This window comes from Lentzea sp. NBRC 102530, assembly GCF_030269365.1.
In the GTDB taxonomy this organism is placed as follows: domain Bacteria; phylum Actinomycetota; class Actinomycetes; order Mycobacteriales; family Pseudonocardiaceae; genus Lentzea.
This window is the reverse complement of sequence record NZ_BSTF01000007.1, coordinates 344,688-364,125: the sequence shown is the minus strand read 5'-3', so window position 1 is coordinate 364,125 and position 19,438 is coordinate 344,688. Positions and strand designations below refer to the sequence as shown.

Genomic DNA, 19,438 nt, shown 5'->3' with positions numbered 1-19,438 from the left:
CTCCTGCCTTTACGAGGGCCGGACTTCACGCGAAGTTGACTCGTTCCCCAATGACTGGACAGCACTTCGGGGGCACGGGCATGACCGAAACGTCGCAGTACGCGATACCTGACCGCGTGGAGAGCCCGGTGCGCCCGGCCGCCCCCGCGACGGGGCTGGGACGGTGGTTGCTGAAGCACCGGGTGCAGCCGGTCGTCGGCCCGGAGAGCGGCGAGACCCACGCCGTGCCGCAGTCGTGGTGGAAGGTCATGTGCCTGACCGGCGTGGACTACTTCTCCACGCTGTCCTACCTGCCGGCCATCGCGGCGCTGGCGGCCGGGGCCGTGTCGCCGCTGGCCACGCTGTTGATCGTGGCGCTGACGTTGCTCGGCATGCTGCCGATGTACCGGCGGGTGGCGAAGGAGAGCCCGCACGGGCAGGGCTCGGTGGCGATGCTCGAGAACCTGCTGCCGTTCTGGCGGGGCAAGCTGTTCGTGTTGGTGCTGCTGGGGTTCGTGGCCACGTCGTGGATCATCACGATCACCCTCTCGTCCGCGGACGCGACCGTGCACCTGCTGGAGAACCCGCTGGCGCCGGGGTTCCTGCACGGCCACGAGGTCGCGGTGACCGTGGTGCTGTTGCTCGTGCTCGGCGGGGTGTTCCTGCTCGGGTTCAGCGAGGCCGTCGGCGTGGCGATTCCGCTGGTCGCGGTGTTCCTGCTGCTCAACGCCGTGGTGGTGGCCGCGGGCGTCGTGCAGGTGCTGTCCGAACCGGTCGTGCTCGACCGGTGGGTGGACGCGCTGACGGCCAGCGGCGGGTTCACCGGCGCGGTCGGCCCGGCGGTGCTCGCGTTCCCGTTGCTGGTGCTGGGGTTGTCGGGTTTCGAGACCGGCGTGAGCATGATGCCGCTGGTGGCCTCCAAGGGAAGGACGGAGCAGGAGCGGCTCGCGGACCGGGTGCGCAACACCCGCAAGCTGCTCACGACGGCCGCGCTGATCATGTCGGTCTACCTGATCGCCACGAGCTTCGTCACGACCGTGCTGATCCCGGCCGAGGAGTTCCGGCCCGGCGGGGAGGCCAACGGCCGCGCGCTCGCCTACCTCGCGCACGAACTGCTGGGGGAGGGCGTCGGCACGGCCTACGACATCAGCAGCATCCTGATCCTCTGGTTCGCGGGCGCGTCCGCGATGGCCGGCCTGATCAACATCGTGCCGCGCTACCTGCCGTCGTACGGCATGGCGCCGGACTGGTCGCGCGCGGTGCGGCCGGTGGTGATCGTCTACACGGTGATCTGCGTGCTGGTCACGATCGTCTTCAACGCCGACGTCAACGCGCAGGCGGGCGCCTACGCCACCGGCATCCTGGCGATGATGGTGTCCGCGTCGGTCGCCGTCGCCATCTCCGCGGTGCGCAGGAGGCAGCGCAAAGCCGCGGCCGCGTTCACCGTCCTGACGCTCATCCTGGTGTACGCGCTCGTGGAGAACGTCATCGAGAAGCCCGACGGTCTCACCATCTCGTTGTTCTTCATCCTCGGCATCATCGCGATCTCGCTGGTCTCCCGCGTCACCCGCACCACCGAACTGCGGGTCGAGCACATCGAGTTCGACGAGACCGCCCGCCGGTTCGTCTCCGCCACGCTCGCCCACGACGGCGCCGTGACGCTCATCGCCAACCGCAGGCAGGCCGGTGACGCCGCCGAGTACGCCGAGAAGGAGGCCGAGCAACGCGGCACGAACCCGGTGCCCGGCACGGCGGACGTGCTGTTCCTGGAGATCGACGTGGTCGACCCGTCGGACTTCAGCGAGGTGCTCCAGGTGCGCGGCGTGGAGGTCGACGGGCACCGGATCCTGCGGGCGGACAGCCCGGCCGCGCCCAACGCCATCGCCGCGATCCTGCTGGCCCTGCGCGACTGCACCGGCGTGCGGCCGCACTGCCACTTCGCCTGGAGCGAGGGCAACCCGCTGGGGCACCTGTTCCGGTACCTGCTGCTCGGCCGCGGCGACACCGCGCCGGTGGTGCGGGAGATCATCCGGGCGAGCGAGCCGGACCCCGACCGCAGGCCCGGCATCCACGTCGGAGGCTGACGCCCGTCAAGACGGCGCCCGTCAAGACCGCGCCCGTCAAGGTGGCGCCCGGATCGGGTGAGGACGCCCGACCCGATCGACGCCTGCGCGGGTGTCCAGGTCACATCGGGTAACCCCTCTCCGTGCCGTTCGGGTGAGACGCAGATCGCTCCGCGTCAAGATCCCGTCAAGGAAGGCACCGCCGGTGTCAAGGTGTTGTCAGGCGGCGCTGACCTGCGGGTTTTCCTGATGCACGCTTCCCGGCGTCAGGAAAACCTCGTTGAAGTCGGAAGGGAGCGCGCCATGGCCGACCTGGCCTACGCGTTGCTGCTGATCGTGAGTTTCCTCGTGCTGGGACTCACCGTGCGCGGACTGGAGAAGCTGTGAGCGGCACCGGTCTGATCGCGAACGCCGTCGCGGGCGTGCTCGCCCTCGCGTTGATCGTCTACCTGTTCGTCGCACTCGTCCGGCCGGAGAAGTTCTGATGTCACCCCTCGTGGCAGGCCTCGTGCAGGTCGGCATCCTCGTCGCGGCGCTGGCGGTCGCGTACCGCCCGCTCGGCGACCACATGGCCCGCGTCTTCCGCGTCCAGGAAACCGAAGACCAGAAGCATTCGAAGGTCGAGCTGGCGATCTACCGCTTCGCCCGCATCGATCCGAACGCCGAGCAGAAGTGGAGCACCTACGCGTTCGGCGTGCTGGGCTTCTCGTTCGTCGGCATCGTGTTCCTCTACGTGATCCAGCGGATCCAGTCCGTCTTACCGTTCGCCTTCGACCGCGGCACCGTCTCGGAGGGCATGGCGTTCAACACGGCGATCAGCTTCGTCACCAACACGAACTGGCAGTCGTACGTGCCGGAGGCCGTCCTGGGCCACACGGTCCAGATGATCGGCCTCACCGTGCAGAACTTCGTGTCGGCCGCCGTCGGTCTCGCCGTCGCGGTCGCGTTGATCCGCGGTTTCGTGCGGCACCAGACGGACCGGCTCGGCAACTTCTGGGTCGACCTCGTCCGCGGCACGCTGCGGATCCTGCTGCCGATGGCGTTCGTCTTCGCGATCGTGCTGATCGCGCTGGGCGTCACGATGTCGCTCAAGTCCGGTGTGGACGTCGACGGCCAGACCGTCGCGAACGCGCCCGTCGCCTCGCAGGAGGCCATCAAGGAGCTCGGCACCAACGGTGGCGGCGTCCTCAACGCGAACTCCGCGCACCCGTTCGAGAACCCGAACGAGTGGAGCAACCTCGTCGAGATCTTCCTGCTGCTGGTCGTCCCGGTCGCGCTGACCCGCACGTTCGGGCGGATGGTCGGCCAGCCGAAGCAGGGCTACGTGCTGCTGGGCGTCATGGGCACCATCTGGTCCGCGATGCTCGCGGTCATCTGGGCCGCCGAGGCGAACGGCATCAGGCCGTTGGAAGGCAAGGAACTCCGCTTCGACGTCGCCGCCAGCGCACTCTTCGCGAACTCCACCACGGGCACGTCGACCGGCGCGGTCAACTCGTGGCACGACAGCTACACCGGTCTCGGCGGTGGCGGCACGTTGCTGAACATGCTGTTCGGCGAGATGACGCCCGGCGGTGTCGGCACCGGCCTCTACAGCATCCTGGTGATGGCGATCATCGCGATGTTCCTGGCGGGCCTCATGGTCGGCCGCACGCCCGAGTACCTCGGCAAGAAGCTCGGCCGCCGCGAGGTCACCGCCGCCGCGGTGTCGATCCTCGCGATGCCGACCGTGCTGCTGATCGGCGCCGGCATCGCCGCCGTGCTGCCGAGCACGCAGGGAGCGTTGAACAACCCGGGCGAGCACGGCCTGTCGGAGATCCTCTACGCCTACGCGTCGGCCTCCAACAACAACGGCAGCGCGTTCGGCGGCATCACGGTGACCAGCGACTGGTTCCAGTCGTCACTCGGCCTGTGCATGCTGTTCGGCCGGTTCGTGCCGATCATCGCGGTGCTCGCGCTCGCGGGTTCCCTGGCGGCGCAGAAGAAGGTGCCGGTCACGTCGGGCACGCTGCCCACCACCGGGCCGCTCTTCGCCACCCTGCTCGGCGCCAGCGTCGTGCTCGTCGCCGCGCTCACGTTCGTTCCCGCTCTCGCTCTTGGTCCCATCGCGGAGGCTTTGCTGTGACCAGCACACTTCAGCGGTCTCCGGAAGAGAACCGCTCCCGGCCCGCGGAGAACCCGGGCCACCAGGTCGGCGCCGGTGTCTTCGACCCCAAGCAGCTGCTCAAGTCCTTTCCGGACGCACTGCGCAAGTTCGACCCGCGCCACCAGTTGCGCAACCCCGTCATGTTCGTCGTGTGGGTCGGTTCGCTGCTGGTCACGTTCTTCGCGGTCACGGACCCGAACGTCTTCAACGTCGCCGTCACGCTGTGGCTGTGGTTCACGGTCCTGTTCGCGAACCTCGCCGAGGCCGTCGCGGAAGGCCGGGGCAAGGCGCAGGCCGAGTCGTTGCGCAAGACCAAGAAGGACGCGGTCGCGCGGCTCGTGAACGGTGACGTCGTGGCCGGTACCGAGCTCAAGATCGGCGACCTGGTCGTGGTCGAGGCGGGCGAGGTGATCCCCGGCGACGGCGACGTGGTCGAGGGCATCGCGACCGTCGACGAGTCGGCGATCACCGGGGAGTCCGCGCCGGTCATTCGCGAATCGGGTGGTGACCGTTGTGCGGTCACGGGTGGCACGACCGTGCTGTCGGACCGGATCGTCGTGCGGATCACCACCAAGCCCGGCGAGTCCTTCGTGGACCGGATGATCGCTCTCGTCGAAGGCGCGGAGCGGCAGAAGACGCCGAACGAGATCGCGCTGACGATCCTGCTGTCCACGCTGACGATCATCTTCATGCTCGCGGTCGTCGCGTTGCAGCCGTTCGCGATCTACTCCGGCGGCGAGCAGTCGGTGATCGTGCTGACCGCGTTGCTGGTCTGCCTGATCCCGACGACGATCGGCGCGCTGCTGTCCGCCATCGGCATCGCGGGCATGGACCGGCTCGTGCAGCGCAACGTCCTGGCCACGTCCGGCAAGGCGGTGGAGGCCGCGGGCGACATCGACACGTTGCTGCTGGACAAGACCGGCACCATCACCTGGGGCAACCGGCGCGCGACCGAGTTCATCGCGGTCAACGGCACGGACGAGCGGACGCTGGCGGAGGCCTGCCGCCTGTCGAGCCTGGCCGACGGCACGCCCGAGGGTCGCAGCGTCGTCGAGCTGTGCGTGGAGAGGTACGGCCTGCCCGCCGAGGCGAGCGATCACGAGAAGACCGGCGAGTTCGTGCCGTTCACGGCGCAGACCCGCGTGTCCGGCATCGACCTGGGGGACCGTCGCATCCGCAAGGGTGCCGCGTCCGCGTTCGACCTGCCCGGCACGGCCCGCGAGATCGTGGACGAGATCAGCGGCCAGGGCGGCACGCCGCTCGTCGTCGCCGAGAACGACCGGGTGCTCGGGGTCATCAGGCTGAGCGACGTCGTAAAGCCCGGCATGAAGGAACGCTTCGCCGAGCTGCGCGCGATGGGCATCCGCACGGTCATGGTCACCGGCGACAACCCGTTGACCGCCAGGGCGATCGCCGCCGAGGCCGGTGTCGACGACTTCCTCGCCGAGGCCAAGCCCGAGGACAAGATGGCCCTGATCCGCAAGGAGCAGGAGGGCGGCCGGCTCGTCGCGATGACCGGTGACGGCACGAACGACGCACCGGCGCTCGCGCAGTCCGACGTCGGCGTGGCGATGAACACCGGGACGTCCGCGGCCAAGGAGGCCGGGAACATGGTGGACCTCGACTCGGACCCCACCAAGCTGATCGAGATCGTGGAGATCGGCAAGCAGTTGCTGATCACGCGGGGTGCGCTGACGACGTTCTCCGTCGCCAACGACCTGGCGAAGTACTTCGCGATCCTGCCCGCGATGTTCGCGGCGATCTACCCGGCGCTGGACAAGCTCAACATCATGCACCTGGCCACGCCGCAGTCCGCGATCTTGTCGGCGGTGATCTTCAACGCCCTGGTGATCGTGGCGCTGATCCCGCTGGCCCTGAAGGGCGTCCGGTACCGGCCGTCCAGTGCAAGCGCCCTGCTCCGGCGCAACCTGCTGATCTACGGCCTGGGCGGCGTCGTGACGCCGTTCGCCGGGATCTGGCTGATCGACCTGCTCGTGCGACTCATCCCCGGGATCGGCTGAACCATGGACAACTTCTTCAAGCAGGCGTGGGCGGGACTGCGGGTCCTGCTGGCGCTCACCGTGATCCTCGGCGTGGCCTACCCGGCCGTGGTGTGGGGCGTCTCGCGCGTCCCCGGCCTGCACGCCAACGCCGAGGCGTCCGGCACCTCGCTGGTGGCCGTCGTGCGGGAGGGTGACGAGTACTTCGTGCCGCGCCCGTCCGCCGCGACGCTGCCCGCGTCCGGTGGTACCAACAAGAGCGAGATCAACGAGGACTACACCAAGGTGATCGCCGAACGCCGGACGGAGATCGCGCGGCGCGAGGGTGTCGCGGAGGACCAGGTGCCGCAGGACGCCGTCACGGCGTCGGCCTCGGGCCTCGACCCGCACATCAGCCCGGCCTACGCCGAGATCCAGGTTCCCCGCGTGGCCAGGGTGTCCGGCCTGCCCGTGGAGAAGGTGCGGGAACTGGTGGCGGCCGCCACCGAGGGCACGTTCACCACCACCGTCAACGTGACGGCGCTCAACCGTGCCCTCGACGCGGCCTGAGCGTCGCCGCGGCGAGCTGAGGATCTACCTCGGCGCGGCTCCCGGTGTCGGCAAGACCTTCGCCGTGCTCGGCGAGGCCCACCGGCGCCGGGAGCGCGGCACCGACGTGGTCGTCGGCCTCGTCGAGACGCACGGGCGGGAGAAGACCCAGAACCTCGTGGAGGGCCTGGAGGTCCTGCCGCGCCGGGAGTTCCGGCACCGGGGCGTCGACTTCTCCGAGATGGACGTCGACGCCCTGCTGGCCCGCGCCCCCGAGGTCGCCGTCGTGGACGAACTGGCGCACACCAACGTGCCCGGCTCGCGCAACGAGAAGCGCTGGCAGGACGTCGGGGAACTGCTCGACGCCGGCATCGACGTCCTGTCCACGGTCAACGTCCAGCACCTGGAGTCCCTCAACGACGTCGTCGAGCGCATCACCGGTGTGCCGCAACGGGAAACCGTGCCGGACGAGGTGGTGCGCGGAGCCGACCAGCTGGAACTGGTCGACATCACCCCGGAGGCGTTGCGGCGCCGGCTCGCGCACGGCAACGTCTACGCCGCGCACAAGATCGACGCCGCGCTGGGCAACTACTTCCGGGTCGGCAACCTGACGGCGTTGCGCGAACTGGCCCTGCTGTGGGTGGCCGACCAGGTCGACGTGGCCCTGCAGCGCTACCGCACCGAACAACGGATCACCGACACGTGGGAGACGCGCGAGCGGGTCGTCGTGTCGGTCACCGGCGGCCCGGAGAGCGAGACCCTGATCCGCCGCGCGCGCCGGATCGCGTTGCGCGCCGGGGCAGAACTGCTGGTGGTGCACGTGCTGCGCGGTGACGGCCTCACCGGCGCGACCCCCGAGCTGATCGCGAAGTGCCGCAGGATCTCCGAAGACGTCGGCGCGACGTTCCACCAGGTCGTCGGCGACGACGTGCCGACGGCGCTGCTGGAGTTCGCCCGCGGCGTCAACGCGACCCAGCTCGTGCTCGGCACCTCCCGCCGCTCCCGGCTCGCGCGCGCGTTCGACGAGGGCATCGGCGCGTCGGTCGTGCAGGAGTCCGGCGCGATCGACGTGCACATGGTCACGCACGACGAGTCGCACCGCGTGCTGCGCTGGAAGATCGGCCGCAACGCGTTGAGCCCGTCCCGGCAACTGGCGGGCTGGGCGGCCTCGCTGCTGCTGCCCGCGCTGACGACGGTGCTGGGTATGTCCTGGCGCGACGACGTCACCTACTCGACCGACCTCGTGGGCTTCCTGCTGGCCACCTGCGTGGTCGCGCTGATCGGCGGACTCGGCCCCGCGCTGGTGAGCGCGTTCCTCGGCGCCGGGCTCCTCAACTACTTCTTCACCGAGCCCTACTACAGCCTGGCGGTGAACTCGCCGGAGAACGTGATCACGCTGGCGGCCATGGTGATCGTGGCGGTGATCGTCGCCCTGGTCGTGGACCGGGCGGCCCGCCTGGCCGAGCAGGGCGCCCGGGCCCGCACCGAGGCCGCGCTGCTGGCCTCCTACTCCCGCACCGTCCTCACCTCCCCGTACCCGCTGGCCCGCCTGCTGGAGAAGATCCGCGAGAACTTCGGCCTGGACTCCGTGGCCCTGCTGGAGAAACGAGGCCCCGGCTGGGAACGCGTGGCCTGCGTGGGCGCCCGCCCGTGCGACGAGCCGGACGACGCCGACGCCGACATCGCCGTGACCGCCGACATCCACCTGGCCCTGAAGGGCAGAACCCTGCCCGCGAGCGACCAGCGCGTCCTCGAAGCCGCCGCCGGCCAGGCCCTGATGGCGTTGCGGCAACAACGAATGGCCGACGAGACCCGCGACGCCCAGCGCAAGGTCGAGACCACCGAACTGCGCACCGCACTGCTCTCCGGTGTGGGCCACGACCTCCGCACGCCCCTGACGTCCATCAAGGCCGCGATAGGCAGCCTCCGCGACCACGACCTGGCCCTGTCCTTCGAGGACGTGAACGACCTCATGGAGACCGTGGAGGAGTCCGCCGACCGCCTCAACGCCCTGGTCGACAACCTCCTGGACTCCTCCCGCCTCGCCACCGGCTCCGTGACTCCGCTGATGCGTCCGGTCGGCTACTACGAGGTGGTGGCGCGCGCACTGTCCGCAGTGGACGAACGCCGCGCCGTCACGGTCGACGTGGACGAGGACCTGCCGGCCGTGGACGCGGACCTGGGCCTGCTCGAACGCGTGGTGGCCAACGTGATCGACAACGCGCTCCGCCACGGCCGCATGACCCCGCGCCGCACCGTGGACGTGGACGGCGACGGCCGGATCACCCAGGACGAACCAGAGGTCGCGGTCCGCGCCAGCACCCACGGCTCCTTCGTGGAACTGCGCGTGGTCGACCACGGCCCAGGCCTGCACAAGAAGGCCCTCGCAGGCGTCTTCACCCCGTTCCAGCGCCTGGGCGACCGGGACGCCACCCCGGGAGTGGGCCTGGGCCTGAGCGTGGCCAAGGGGTTCACCAACGCGATGGGCGGCGAGATCACCGCCGAAGACACCCCCGGCGGGGGCCTGACCGTCGTCATCTCGTTGCCGGTGCACAAGGAGAACCACACATGACCTCAGTGCTGGTGGTAGACGACGAACCGCAGATCGTCCGAGCCCTGAGAATCAACCTGAGCGCCCGCGGCTACGACGTCATGACGGCCTACGACGGCAAGACCGCACTGACCGTGGCCGTGGAGACCAAACCGGACGTGGTCGTCCTGGACCTCGGCCTGCCGGACCTGGACGGCGTCGACGTGATCGCGGGCCTGCGAGGTTGGTCCACCGCCCCGATCATCGTCCTCTCGGCCCGCACGGACTCAGCCGCCAAGGTGGAGGCCCTGGACGCGGGCGCCGACGACTACGTGACCAAGCCGTTCGGCATGGACGAACTCCTCGCCAGACTGCGCGCCGCGGTGCGCAGGAAGTCCACCACCACCCGCATCCCGGACGAACCACTCGTCCACACCGCCACCTTCACGGTCGACTTCACCGTCAAGCGCGTGCACCGGGGCGACCGCGAGGTGCACCTCACCCCGACGGAGTGGGGCATCCTCGAGATCCTCGCCCGCAACCCGGACCGCCTGGTGACGCAGAAGCAGCTGCTGCAGGAGGTGTGGGGTCCCAAGCACCTCAACGAGACCCAGTACCTGCGGGTGTACATGGCGCAGCTGCGCCGCAAGCTGGAGAACAACCCCTCGCACCCGCAGCACCTGATCACCGAGCCGGGGATGGGCTACCGCTTCCAGGCTTGAGGCGGGGTGACAACAGCTTCAGTTCATGAGTTGGCGCCCAGGCTGGAGAGCATCATGCCTGTTGTTGTGTGAGAAAGCCGGAATCGTGCGGCAGTGGCAGGTGGTGAACTCGCAGGTAGTCGCCGAGCAGCCGCCGTACGTCGATGGCAGCCAGCTTCAGGTCGTGCAGCGACATGTCAGGAAGCGGTCCGCCGTCGGCGGAGACTGCGCGCCACGTGGTGCCTTCGAGCCGGTACAGGAACCACCTGTCCATGTGGGACAACTCGAAGAGGTGGTCGTGTTCCGGAGTGACGAGGAACTGCCAGATCAGTCCGTCAGGCCGGTATTGGATCTCGAAGGAGTTGTCCAGTTCTGGGATGGGAACGCTGACCGGTCGTTGAACGTGACGGGCGTGGGCCACGCCCTGGTCGAACGAAGGCCGGTGCGCAACCATGACGATCCGCACGAACTCTTCCGTCAGACTGTTGATGTACGCGCGGTTGAGTCGGATCAGAGCCTCGTCAGTGGGGTCCACGGGTGCCTTTCGCGGTGGTCACGAAGACGGTCGGTTGCCGTACAACACATCGGTGAAGCGAATCGCGGGAACATCGCTCGGCGCCTGGAATTTCTTGGTCGCCGATCGCCTGTCAATCGTTACGGGCAGGGGCGCGCGTGTCCGGTGTTTGTCCACTGAAAGACGGGTTGTCCTTGCCGTGGCAGGAAGTTGACACCGTTCTGGACAGAAAGATGTCAGTCTCCCACGAGGTGTGGTCCCCTCGTTCGGGGCCGTGGGAAGCTCCCCTTCGCTCGAAGGGAGGAGCCGATGACGGGTGAGGAAGACGAATCGACCGAGACCGGCCGAAGTGCATTGACCATCGCTGTCGAACGCCGTGAGCGAGAAAACAGCCAACCGGAGGTCGAGGCCACCGCGCACACCGATCACACCGCGTTCTCGTCGAATCCTTGGTAGTGAACCACGACTTGCGGGGGCCACCATGACGTCACAGGGGAGTACGGCTGCTGCCGGCACCGTCCTCAGCGGTGAGCAGGCCGGGCAAAGCGCGATCGAGCGGGCGCTCGTGCGGTTGGGCCGTGAGCGGGACGGCGGCGCCGACGAGATCAACGCCCACACCGACCACACGAACACGCACTCGTCGAACCCGTGGTGAGCCGGGGATGAAGCCGATCGGTGAGTGGCCGGACAACGGCGCGGTCGATGCCGCAGAGCTGATACGGCACGGTTGGCAGCCGCGGCCGCTCAGCGAGTTCATCCTCAAGGTCCAGTCGCGGTGCAACCTCAACTGCGACTACTGCTACGTCTACCACCTCGCCGACTCCAGCTGGCGGCAGCAGCCGAACAGGATGTCCGAACGGACCGTGCGCGCGGCGGCGGCGCGGATCGGCGAGCACTCCGCCCTGCACGGGCTCGAGCAGGTCAGCATCAGCATGCACGGTGGAGAACCACTCCTGTGCGGGCGCGACTACCTGGAGCGGTTCATCTCCATTGTGCGCGAGCAACTCGGCGATGTGCGCGTCAGGTTCTCCCTTCAGACGAACGGCGTGCTCCTCGACGAGGAGACGGCCGCGTTCCTCGTGCGCGAAGGGGTTTGCGTCGGGGTGAGCCTCGACGGTGACGAGGCGGCGAACGACCTGCACCGCCGATTCCGCAACGGCAGGTCGAGCTACCGAGCCGCGTCCGCGGGGGTGCGGACGATGCTGCGCCCGGAGCACCGCGCCGCCTTCGGTGGCGTGCTGTGCACCATCCAGCTCCCGTCGGACCCTCTGCGGGTCTGGCACAGCATGCTGGAGCTCGGCACTCCCCAGGTCGACTTCCTGCTGCCGCACGGCACCTGGACGAACCCGCCTCCGGGTCTGACTCCCGGCGACGGTGCCACGCCTTACGCCGACTGGCTCCTGCCGATCTTCGACGAGTGGTTCGACGCGCCGGTGAAACAGGCCGGGGTGCGGATCTTCGAGGACGTGATCAACCTCCTGCTCGGCGGCCGTATCAGCTACGAGTCGTTCGGACTCCGCCCGGTCGGGTTGCTGGTGGTGGAGACGGACGGGAGTTACGAACAGGTCGACAGTCTCAAGGCGGCTTACGAGGGTGCCGCGGCCACCGGGCTCAACGCGTTCGACCACCCGCTGGACGACGTGCTCGCCTTGCCCGGCGTCACGGCGCGCCAGATCGGTGCCGACGCGCTGAGCGACACCTGCCGTCGTTGCAAGTTCGCCGAGGTCTGCGGCGGTGGCCTCTACTCGCATCGGTACCGGCCGGGCACCGGGTTCCTCAACCCCTCCGTGTACTGCGCCGACCTGTACGCGTTGATCTCCCACGTCGAACGACGGGTCACGGCCCAACTGGTCCAGCGCGGGCTCGACCTCGACGTCGTCCGCACCGCCTTCGAGCCGGAGAAGAGCAACCGATGACCGCTCTCGACAGCAAGACCCCGGTCGTCGCGGTGGACGCCGTTCGGATCGGGCTGGGGCTGGGTCTGCACCGGATGGTCCGCGACGCCGCGGAGTTCGGCTGCGTCGTCGACGCCTGCGAGGAGCTCGGAATCGACTCGCTGTGGCTGAGCGAGCACGCGACGACGGACGTGTTCTCCCCGCTGGTCGGGCTGGCTGTCGCCGCCGGCCGCACCCGCAGGATCAAGCTCGGCACCAGCGTCGCCGTCGTGCCGGGCCGCGAGCCCGCGTTGCTCGCCCAGGACCTCGGCACCCTGGACCAGTTGAGCGGAGGCAGGATGCTGCCGGTGTTCGGCCTCGGTACCCGGGAGGACGAGGAACACCAGGCGTTCGGCGTTCGCGCGGACGAGCGCGCCCGCCGCATGGACGAGGCGCTCCCGCTGGTGCGGCGTCTCCTGTCCGGCGAGACCGTGACGCACGAAGGAGAGTTCCACCGCTACGACGGGATCTCCGTCGGGCCGCAGCCCACGCGGTGCCTGGACCTGTGGCTGGGCGGAATGAGCACCACCGAGCTGCGCCGCGCCGGACGGCTGGGCGACGGCTGGCTGGGCAGCTTCCTGAGTCCCGCGGAGACCGCGCGGGCCCGTCAGACGATCAACGCGGAGGCGCACCGCCACGGCAGGGTGATCGACCAGGGACACTTCGGCACGATGGTCTTCCTGGCTACGGACGGCGTACCCGACGAACTCGCCCAGGTGCTGCGGCGGCATCGACCGGACCTCCCGGTCGAGTCGCTCGTCGCGGACAGCTTCGACGCGCTCCGGGAACTCATCGCCGCTCACGTCGCCGGCGGCCTCACGAAGTTCGTGATGCTGAGCGCGAGCCGGCCGCGGGACTGGGCGGCGTGGCTCGCCACCGTCGCTCCCCACCTCCGCGCGGTGCAGGACGAGTTCTCGCCGACGCGCCACACGCCTCGGGAGGCCGCCCCGACGCGGCTGCCGATCATCGACGCCGACTGCCACGTCGTGGAGCCGTTCGAGCTGTGGCAACGGATTCCGGAGAAGTTCCGGGACCGGGTGTGGCGCCGCGAAGTGTCTGAAGAGGACGGTGAGGTCCTCTGGTTCGAAGGCAGGCGGATCAAGGCCGAGTGGACCACGGGAACGCTCAGCACGCCGGGCGCCGCCGCCGAGGGAGGCAGGCTCGACGTCGACTTCGACCACGAGGTCGACAGCGGCGTGTGGGAGCCGCACCGGCGACTCGAGGTGATGGACGAGCAGGGCATCGCGGTCAGCGTGCTCTTCCCGTCGATGATGCTCGGCCTGTGCGATGTGGACAGTGCGGAGCTGCAGGCTTGCTATGCCGAGGTCTACAACGCCTGGATGGCCGAGTTCTGCTCGGTCGACCCGATTCGCCTGCGGTGGGGCGCGTTGCTCCCCACCCGTGAAGTCGACGGCGCGGTCTCGGCACTGCGCAAGGCGGTGGACCAGGGTGCGTGCACGGGGATGCTGCCTCCGACGACGGCACCCGACGTACGGCTCAGCGACCCCGAGTTCGACCCGCTGTGGGAGGCGTTCGGCGAGCTCGGCGTTCCGGTGGTGTTGCACGCGGTGAACCCCGCGAACAACTGCTTGCGGGTGGGGCGGCTGTGGGCGAACCGGACCCAGTGGCAGATGGGCTACCCGTTGCAGCACCAGCTGTCACTGCTCCAGCTCATCGACGGCGGCGTGCTCGACCGCCATCCCGCGCTCCGGGTCGGGCTCTTCGAGGCCGACTGCGGCTGGCTCCCGCACTGGCTCGGCAGACTGGACGCCACGTACCGCAAGATGGCCCTGGTCTCCCGCGTGCCCAGCCGGTCGCCAGTGCGGCAGTTCCTCGACCAGTGCGTCATCTCCGGCGAACCCGGTGACGCCGGACTCGCGCCGACGTTGGACCTCATCGGTGCCGACAGGTTCCTGTTCGCGAGCGACTGGCCCCACCAGGACGGGTCGTGGCCCGACCCGATCATCATCGTGCGTGATCGCACCGACCTGGACGACCGGCAGAAACTCGGGATGCTGGTGCACGGCCCCGCGGCGTTCTTCGGCATCGATCTGGCCGAACTGGCCGGTCACCTCGGTGGCGCCTGGTCGGTCGATGCCGCGATCGCGGACCTCACCGGCCTGCTGCCGGACGGCAGGCCCGGCATCGACTCCCCGGTCACGACATGAAGAACGGCGCCTACCCGCACAACGTGCAGCTGATCGTCACCGAGCGGTGCAACCTGGCCTGCCGCCACTGCGCGGTGCCGGAGGAGGACTCGCCGGCCGGGACGGAGTTGACGATCGACGACTGGAAGGCGTTCACCACGCTGCTCGACGGTGCGGGTGTCCGCTCGCTCACCATCTCCGGCGGTGAGGCGCTGCTGCGCCACGGCGTGATGGACCTCACCGAGCACGCGTGTGCCCTGCGTTTCGACCAGGTGTGCCTGGTGAGCAACGGTCTGGTCATGCGCGAACCCGATCGCGTCGCGGTCGCCCGCCTGCAGCGGCAGAGCCACGCCTTCGGCTACCACGTCAGTCTGGACGGCGCGAGCGCGCGGACCCACGACTGGATGCGTGGCCAGGGCGCGTGGGCACGCACGTGGCGAAATCTGGAGCGGCTCCGTGCTGCAGGCGGGCGGGTCGACGGTGTGCAGGTCGTTCTGCACGAAGGCAACGCCGACGAGCTCGAGCAGCTCGCGCACCAGGCGCGCGAGCTCGGGTCTCGCGTCGTGGTCGTGTTCCCCCACGCCGCGATCGGACGTGCGCGGCGCACTCCGCACGGTCTCACACCGGACGGCTGGAGCGAGGTGTACCGCCGGACCGCGGCACTCGAGGCGGCCACCGGGCTCAGCATCGTCCTCATGGGTCCCGTGCTGATCGACGAGTGGCCGGACTCGGCGTCCGTCGTACCCAACCCGGCGACACCGACGAGCATGAACATGTGCGTCGGCCCGGACGGCGAGGCCTTCACCTGCCCGCCGCTGCGCCCGCGGTCGCTGGGCGCCGTCGGCGATCTGCTCTCGGGCGCCGACAGCTTCGACGCCGTCGCCGCCCGCGGCGGCCTGCTCACCCACGAGGTGTGCGGGACCTGCAAGTTCCAGCTGCTGTGCACCGGGGTGAACCGCGCCCAGCCGTGGCGCGATCGCGCGGCCGGTCAAGTCTTCCGGGATCCTCATGTGGTGGCTTGAGCCCCCGAACGCGCTACCCGCCTGGCAGCGGGCCACCACGGCGGTCGCACCGGACCGGGAGCTGCGGGTGCCGCCGCTGAGCCGGTTCCCGTTGCCCGGCGGGCAGGTCGCACTCGTCGACAGCGACACCGGTGGTTGGTGCGTCACCGACGACGTCGAGGCGGGCCTGCTGACCGAGGGACGTCGTTTCAGCAACGCCATCGGGTCGGCGTGGACCACGCAGGCCTGGCGGCGCGGTCTGCTCCGGGACGGTGACCGCCACGTCCTGGGCGACGCCGACCTCGCCGGCGAGGCCGCTGCCTGTCGTGACACCTACGGTCTCGTGCTCCTGCTCAACGGCGGATGCAACCTGGTGTGCACGTACTGCTACCTGGGCCACGAAACACCGTCCAAGAAGCGGATGATCGACCTCTCCCTCGCGGAGGAAGCCATCCGGTCGGCGCTCCAACGGCCGGAAGAACAGATCATCGTCGATCTCGGTGAGATCGCGGTCAGCAACCCGCACTGGCGTCACCTCGCGACGTACACGCGTGAAGTCGCGGCGAGCAGTCCCGGCGAGGTCCGGCTCACCGTCCAGACCAACGGCACCACCCTCGATCAGTCCTCAGTGGACTTCCTGGCGCAGCACGAAGTCACCGTCGGCCTCAGCCTCGACGGGCCGGCCCGCCACCACGACCGGGCGCGGATGTTCCGCACCGGGGCGGGGTCGCACGAACTCGCCGTGCGAGCGCTCGAACGGTGCGCGAAGACGGGCGTGAGTACGCACCTGATCGCGACCGTGGCCCGGCACAACGTGGCGGTGCCCGAACTCGTGGTCGGGGAGCTGCTGTCCCATCGACCTGGCTCCTACCTCCTCAAACCGGTGCTCGCGCACGGCGAGGCGGCCACCGCGTGGGACCGGGAGGGAGTCACCTCGGACGAGTACGCGTCGTTCATGGAACGGGCGATCCGCGCGGCGGTCGAGTCCGGTGGAGCGCTCGACCAGTCCGCGGCCAAGTTCGCCCAGCGTCTCCTCGGCGAACGACGCGGCTGGGCGGACGGGTGCACCTCACGGCAGTGCGGCTCTGGGAGGAGCCTGCACGTCGTCGCGAGCGACGGGGAGGTGTTCGCGTGTCCGCGGTTCGTCACCGGCGGCACCGGTTTCCGGCCGCCTGGGCGGCTCAGCCTGCCGCTCCTGCTCGCCGACTCCCTGCGCGCCGTGCCGGAGAGTTGTGCGGGGTGTCCGTGGCTGCGCAGCTGCGGTGGCGGCTGCACCTTGTCGGGGCACGACGGCACGCGCGGGACCGTTCCGCTGCCAGATCCGCAATGCACCGCCTACCAAGTGATGCACGAGGTGTTGCTGCGTCAGGTGATCGCACCCGCTGCCCTCGGTGCCGACGGTCTGGTCAACGGGCGCGTCAAGAGGTGTTCGGTGCGGCCGGACCATCTCATCGAAAGCGAGTCCAGGTGAACGTCGAACACGTCTGCGATCAGCTGCACGCGCGATTGGACCTCGATCCCGCTCCTTGGCCGGACGACTGCCTACGTTCGTTCGTCGGATACGCGGAGGACACCGAGATCGATGCGCTGCTGCGCGACTCGCTGCGCCGCAGGAGGCTGGCCTTCCTCCGTGCCAGGGTTCCCGCGCATCTGGCAGCGGCAGACGACCGCAGCCGCCGGGCGTGCGCGCTCCTGCTGCAGGTGCTTTCCGAGGCGCCGTCGGTGTTGGTGGAGCATCTGCTCGAGTCTCCTGCTCTCGAAGGCTGGCTCTGCGGGCCGCCGACCGCGGACTCGGTCTCCGCGCTGGGCGGCTTCCTGGCGGCGGCGCAGCTCGCGCACCCCGATGTCACGCTGCGGTGGTCGGCCGGGGTGGCGCCATTGCACCTCGGCCGGGTCGTCGTCACCGGGCTCGGCGCCGGCGTCGTCGACTCGTTGGACGACGGCAGTCTCCGGGTCACCGGTGACACCGGCGTGGTCGAGATCGATCCCACCGCTCTTGCACACGACGACACCGGCGTGACCTGCACGGGTACGGCGGTCGCGACCGTGTTGCCGCGGACCCGGCTCGGTGAGCTCGTGCTGGACGGTCTCGACCCGCGCCTGCGTGAAACGCCGCTGCCCGTCGAACCGCTCCGCGCAGGGGAGGCGAGAGCCCAGCACTGGGTCGACCTGGTGGACGCCGGCACAGCCCTGCTGGAGTCCGTCGAACCGCCGGCCGCTCGCCAGGTCCGGCGCGCGCTGCGGGTGCTGGTGCCGCACGAACAACTCGACGGTCGCGTCTACGGCATGCGCCGACTCGAAATGATCAGCTCCACGGCCGAACGCACCGTCGGGGCGTTCGGCATCAGCCTCGGCGAGGAAGATCCGCTGCAGATCGCTGAATCGCTCGTTCACGAACACGCGCACACCCGGCTCCGAGCGCTTCTGTGGGACCGGCCGATGCACAGGGCGGACAACCTGCGCTACGAAGCACCGTGGCGTCGTGATCCGCGGCCCATCAGCGGTCTGGTCCAGGGAATCGCGGCGTTCACCTTGGTCACCGAGTTCTACCGGGCCGCCTGGCAGGTGAGGTGCGCGGATGCGTGGCCGGGAGCGGACGCACCGAGTGCGGCGTCGTTGCTCTCGACCATGAACAACAAGCGTGAAGAGGTGCTGTACGGCATTCGCCAGGCGCTTGACGCAGACGAGCTGCTGTCCTTCGGACGGGACTTCCTGCTTCTCTCGGCCGAGGTGCTTTCGAGGGCGTCCGATCAGCCCGTGTCGTCCGTGTGACGCCAGGGGTCAGGTCATCCCACAGGGCCTGGAACCGGTGAGCGGTGTCCCCGTCGCTGGGGACACGCTCCGGCAACCGGTGATGTGTCGGAGCATCCACTGCTGCGACCTGCTATCGCCAGTATCTGGCAATAGCAATATGCTCGCAGGTGATCGAGTGCGTTGAGGAGTGGCCACGCGCACCGGGCCTGGCGACGAGTTGGTGGTTGCGATGCAGGGAGTGGGCGGCGCGTCGGTGCTCGCAGGCGCGTCCCTGCTGGTGGGGTCGGCGGCCTTTTTGGTGGCGTTCGTACTGGTCAGGGATGAGCCGGCGAGTCTGAGGACCGCCAGGTCGCTCGCCTTCAAGCTGCGCGTGACGTGGGTGGTGGTGGTCCTGGCAGCGGTGGCTGTGTGCGCTGGTTTGTGGCTGGACCGGTAGAGAACGGGGAACCTCAGCCGGTCCCGTGCGTTGGTGAAGGTGAACGCCGAGCGATCCACCGGGAGGACCGGACGTGAAACTGCCGGACCACGAGCAGCGCGAACTGGAAGAGATCGAGCGAAGACTGGCCGAGGACGACCCGAAGTTCGCGGCCAGGCTCAACCGCCCGGCCCCGAGAATCCCGCACCGAACCCTGGTCCTGGCCGGGGTGCTGGCGTTCTACGTGGCAGGCCTGGTGGTGGTGATGACCGGGGTGAGCCTGGCCTTGCCGGTGATCACCGCGCTGGGCGCCGCCATGCTCCTCGCGGTGTTCGCGTGGTTCGCCGTCCGGGCCTGGCGCGCCGACCAGAAGTAGGTCACCCGCGATCGAACGCCCCGCGCACGCGAGCCGGGGCCTTGATCCGCCATGCCTGCTCGACGAGTTCGGCGAGCCGGCCCGGATCGACGCGGGCCAGGTCGACGAGGATCGCCCCGTACCCGTCGTAGTGCGCCGTTGTGCAGAACGCCGGATCGCCGGACGCCAGGAGCGCCGCCTTCTCGTCGAGGCCGCACATCAGCACGAGCCCGCCCTCGGCCTCGCTGCGCAACCGGGCGAACCCCTTGCCGGACACCTTCAGCGAGGGCGTCCGGTACCAGGTCGACTCCGCGACCTCCGGCAGCCGCAGGCCCATCGTCACCACGTCGTCCCAGGTAGCCATGCGCACCATC

19 protein-coding genes are annotated in these 19,438 nt (G+C 69.4%); 17 read left to right on the top strand and 2 right to left on the bottom strand.

Translation table 11 applies throughout. The annotated features are described in order from the left end of the window. Positions 1 to 80: 80 nt before the first annotated feature. Genes QSK25_RS21240 through QSK25_RS21205 form a run of 8 tightly spaced genes read left to right on the top strand, consistent with a single transcriptional unit; the run spans position 81 to position 9,965 of the window. The gene (locus QSK25_RS21240; RefSeq protein WP_285640564.1) at positions 81 to 2,063 is read left to right on the top strand and encodes an APC family permease; all 1,983 of its coding nucleotides are present in this window, start codon (positions 81 to 83) and stop codon (positions 2,061 to 2,063) included. Between the two features lie 57 nt (positions 2,064 to 2,120). Continuing rightward, positions 2,121 to 2,429, top strand: coding sequence for a hypothetical protein (locus QSK25_RS21235; RefSeq protein ID WP_285640563.1), 309 nt, complete (start codon positions 2,121 to 2,123; stop codon positions 2,427 to 2,429). Next, positions 2,426 to 2,527 (top strand): K(+)-transporting ATPase subunit F, encoded by a 102-nt coding sequence (gene kdpF / locus QSK25_RS21230; protein ID WP_285640562.1) that lies wholly within the window; start codon positions 2,426 to 2,428, stop codon positions 2,525 to 2,527. The genes QSK25_RS21235 and kdpF overlap by 4 nt, the downstream gene beginning before the upstream one ends. After that, complete coding sequence (gene kdpA, locus QSK25_RS21225; protein WP_285640561.1) at positions 2,527 to 4,164, top strand: potassium-transporting ATPase subunit KdpA; 1,638 nt, start codon at positions 2,527 to 2,529, stop codon at positions 4,162 to 4,164. The genes kdpF and kdpA overlap by 1 nt, the downstream gene beginning before the upstream one ends. Beyond that, positions 4,161 to 6,206, top strand: a complete 2,046-nt coding sequence (gene kdpB, locus QSK25_RS21220) for a potassium-transporting ATPase subunit KdpB (protein ID WP_285640560.1) — start codon at positions 4,161 to 4,163, stop codon at positions 6,204 to 6,206. Before kdpA ends, kdpB begins: the two co-directional genes overlap by 4 nt. A gap of 3 nt (positions 6,207 to 6,209) precedes the next feature. Continuing rightward, positions 6,210 to 6,734: a potassium-transporting ATPase subunit C gene (locus tag QSK25_RS21215; protein ID WP_285640559.1), complete on the top strand. Its 525-nt coding sequence runs from the start codon at positions 6,210 to 6,212 to the stop codon at positions 6,732 to 6,734. Next, positions 6,715 to 9,285: a DUF4118 domain-containing protein gene (locus QSK25_RS21210; protein WP_285640558.1), complete on the top strand. Its 2,571-nt coding sequence runs from the start codon at positions 6,715 to 6,717 to the stop codon at positions 9,283 to 9,285. Before QSK25_RS21215 ends, QSK25_RS21210 begins: the two co-directional genes overlap by 20 nt. Beyond that, a complete protein-coding gene (locus tag QSK25_RS21205) occupies positions 9,282 to 9,965 on the top strand; it encodes a response regulator (protein WP_285640557.1) in 684 nt (227 codons plus the stop codon). The genes QSK25_RS21210 and QSK25_RS21205 overlap by 4 nt, the downstream gene beginning before the upstream one ends. Before the next feature lie 52 nt (positions 9,966 to 10,017). On the opposite strand, the gene QSK25_RS21200 is transcribed toward QSK25_RS21205, so the two are convergent. Next, positions 10,018 to 10,479, bottom strand: coding sequence for a hypothetical protein (locus QSK25_RS21200; RefSeq protein ID WP_285640556.1), 462 nt, complete (start codon positions 10,477 to 10,479; stop codon positions 10,018 to 10,020). A 288-nt stretch (positions 10,480 to 10,767) separates the two neighbouring features. Between QSK25_RS21200 and QSK25_RS21195 the strand changes: the two genes are divergently transcribed. From QSK25_RS21195 to QSK25_RS21155, 9 genes are all read left to right on the top strand, one after another. Then, positions 10,768 to 10,914 (top strand): hypothetical protein, encoded by a 147-nt coding sequence (locus QSK25_RS21195; RefSeq protein WP_285640555.1) that lies wholly within the window; start codon positions 10,768 to 10,770, stop codon positions 10,912 to 10,914. Positions 10,915 to 10,939: 25 nt separating this feature from the next. Then, positions 10,940 to 11,113, top strand: a complete 174-nt coding sequence (locus tag QSK25_RS21190; RefSeq protein WP_285640554.1) for a hypothetical protein — start codon at positions 10,940 to 10,942, stop codon at positions 11,111 to 11,113. A 7-nt stretch (positions 11,114 to 11,120) separates the two neighbouring features. After that, positions 11,121 to 12,374, top strand: coding sequence for an FxsB family cyclophane-forming radical SAM/SPASM peptide maturase (locus QSK25_RS21185; RefSeq protein ID WP_285640553.1), 1,254 nt, complete (start codon positions 11,121 to 11,123; stop codon positions 12,372 to 12,374). Beyond that, positions 12,371 to 14,560 carry an LLM class flavin-dependent oxidoreductase gene (locus QSK25_RS21180; protein WP_285640551.1) on the top strand — a complete coding sequence of 730 codons (2,190 nt, stop codon included), beginning with the start codon at positions 12,371 to 12,373 and terminating at the stop codon, positions 14,558 to 14,560. The genes QSK25_RS21185 and QSK25_RS21180 overlap by 4 nt, the downstream gene beginning before the upstream one ends. Next, a complete protein-coding gene (locus QSK25_RS21175; RefSeq protein WP_285640550.1) occupies positions 14,557 to 15,561 on the top strand; it encodes a radical SAM protein in 1,005 nt (334 codons plus the stop codon). The genes QSK25_RS21180 and QSK25_RS21175 overlap by 4 nt, the downstream gene beginning before the upstream one ends. Continuing rightward, on the top strand, positions 15,548 to 17,011 hold the full coding sequence (locus QSK25_RS21170) for a radical SAM protein (protein WP_285640549.1): 1,464 nt from the start codon (positions 15,548 to 15,550) through the stop codon (positions 17,009 to 17,011). Before QSK25_RS21175 ends, QSK25_RS21170 begins: the two co-directional genes overlap by 14 nt. Next, complete coding sequence (locus QSK25_RS21165) at positions 17,008 to 18,312, top strand: aKG-HExxH-type peptide beta-hydroxylase (RefSeq protein ID WP_285640548.1); 1,305 nt, start codon at positions 17,008 to 17,010, stop codon at positions 18,310 to 18,312. The genes QSK25_RS21170 and QSK25_RS21165 overlap by 4 nt, the downstream gene beginning before the upstream one ends. A gap of 169 nt (positions 18,313 to 18,481) precedes the next feature. Continuing rightward, positions 18,482 to 18,730, top strand: a complete 249-nt coding sequence (locus tag QSK25_RS21160; protein ID WP_285640547.1) for a hypothetical protein — start codon at positions 18,482 to 18,484, stop codon at positions 18,728 to 18,730. A gap of 73 nt (positions 18,731 to 18,803) precedes the next feature. Continuing rightward, positions 18,804 to 19,085 (top strand): DUF3040 domain-containing protein, encoded by a 282-nt coding sequence (locus tag QSK25_RS21155; RefSeq protein WP_285640546.1) that lies wholly within the window; start codon positions 18,804 to 18,806, stop codon positions 19,083 to 19,085. 1 nt (position 19,086) lies between these two features. Here the strand turns inward: QSK25_RS21155 and QSK25_RS21150 are convergent, their stop codons facing one another. Continuing rightward, complete coding sequence (locus QSK25_RS21150) at positions 19,087 to 19,428, bottom strand: MmcQ/YjbR family DNA-binding protein (protein WP_285640542.1); 342 nt, start codon at positions 19,426 to 19,428, stop codon at positions 19,087 to 19,089. Positions 19,429 to 19,438 lie beyond the last annotated feature (10 nt).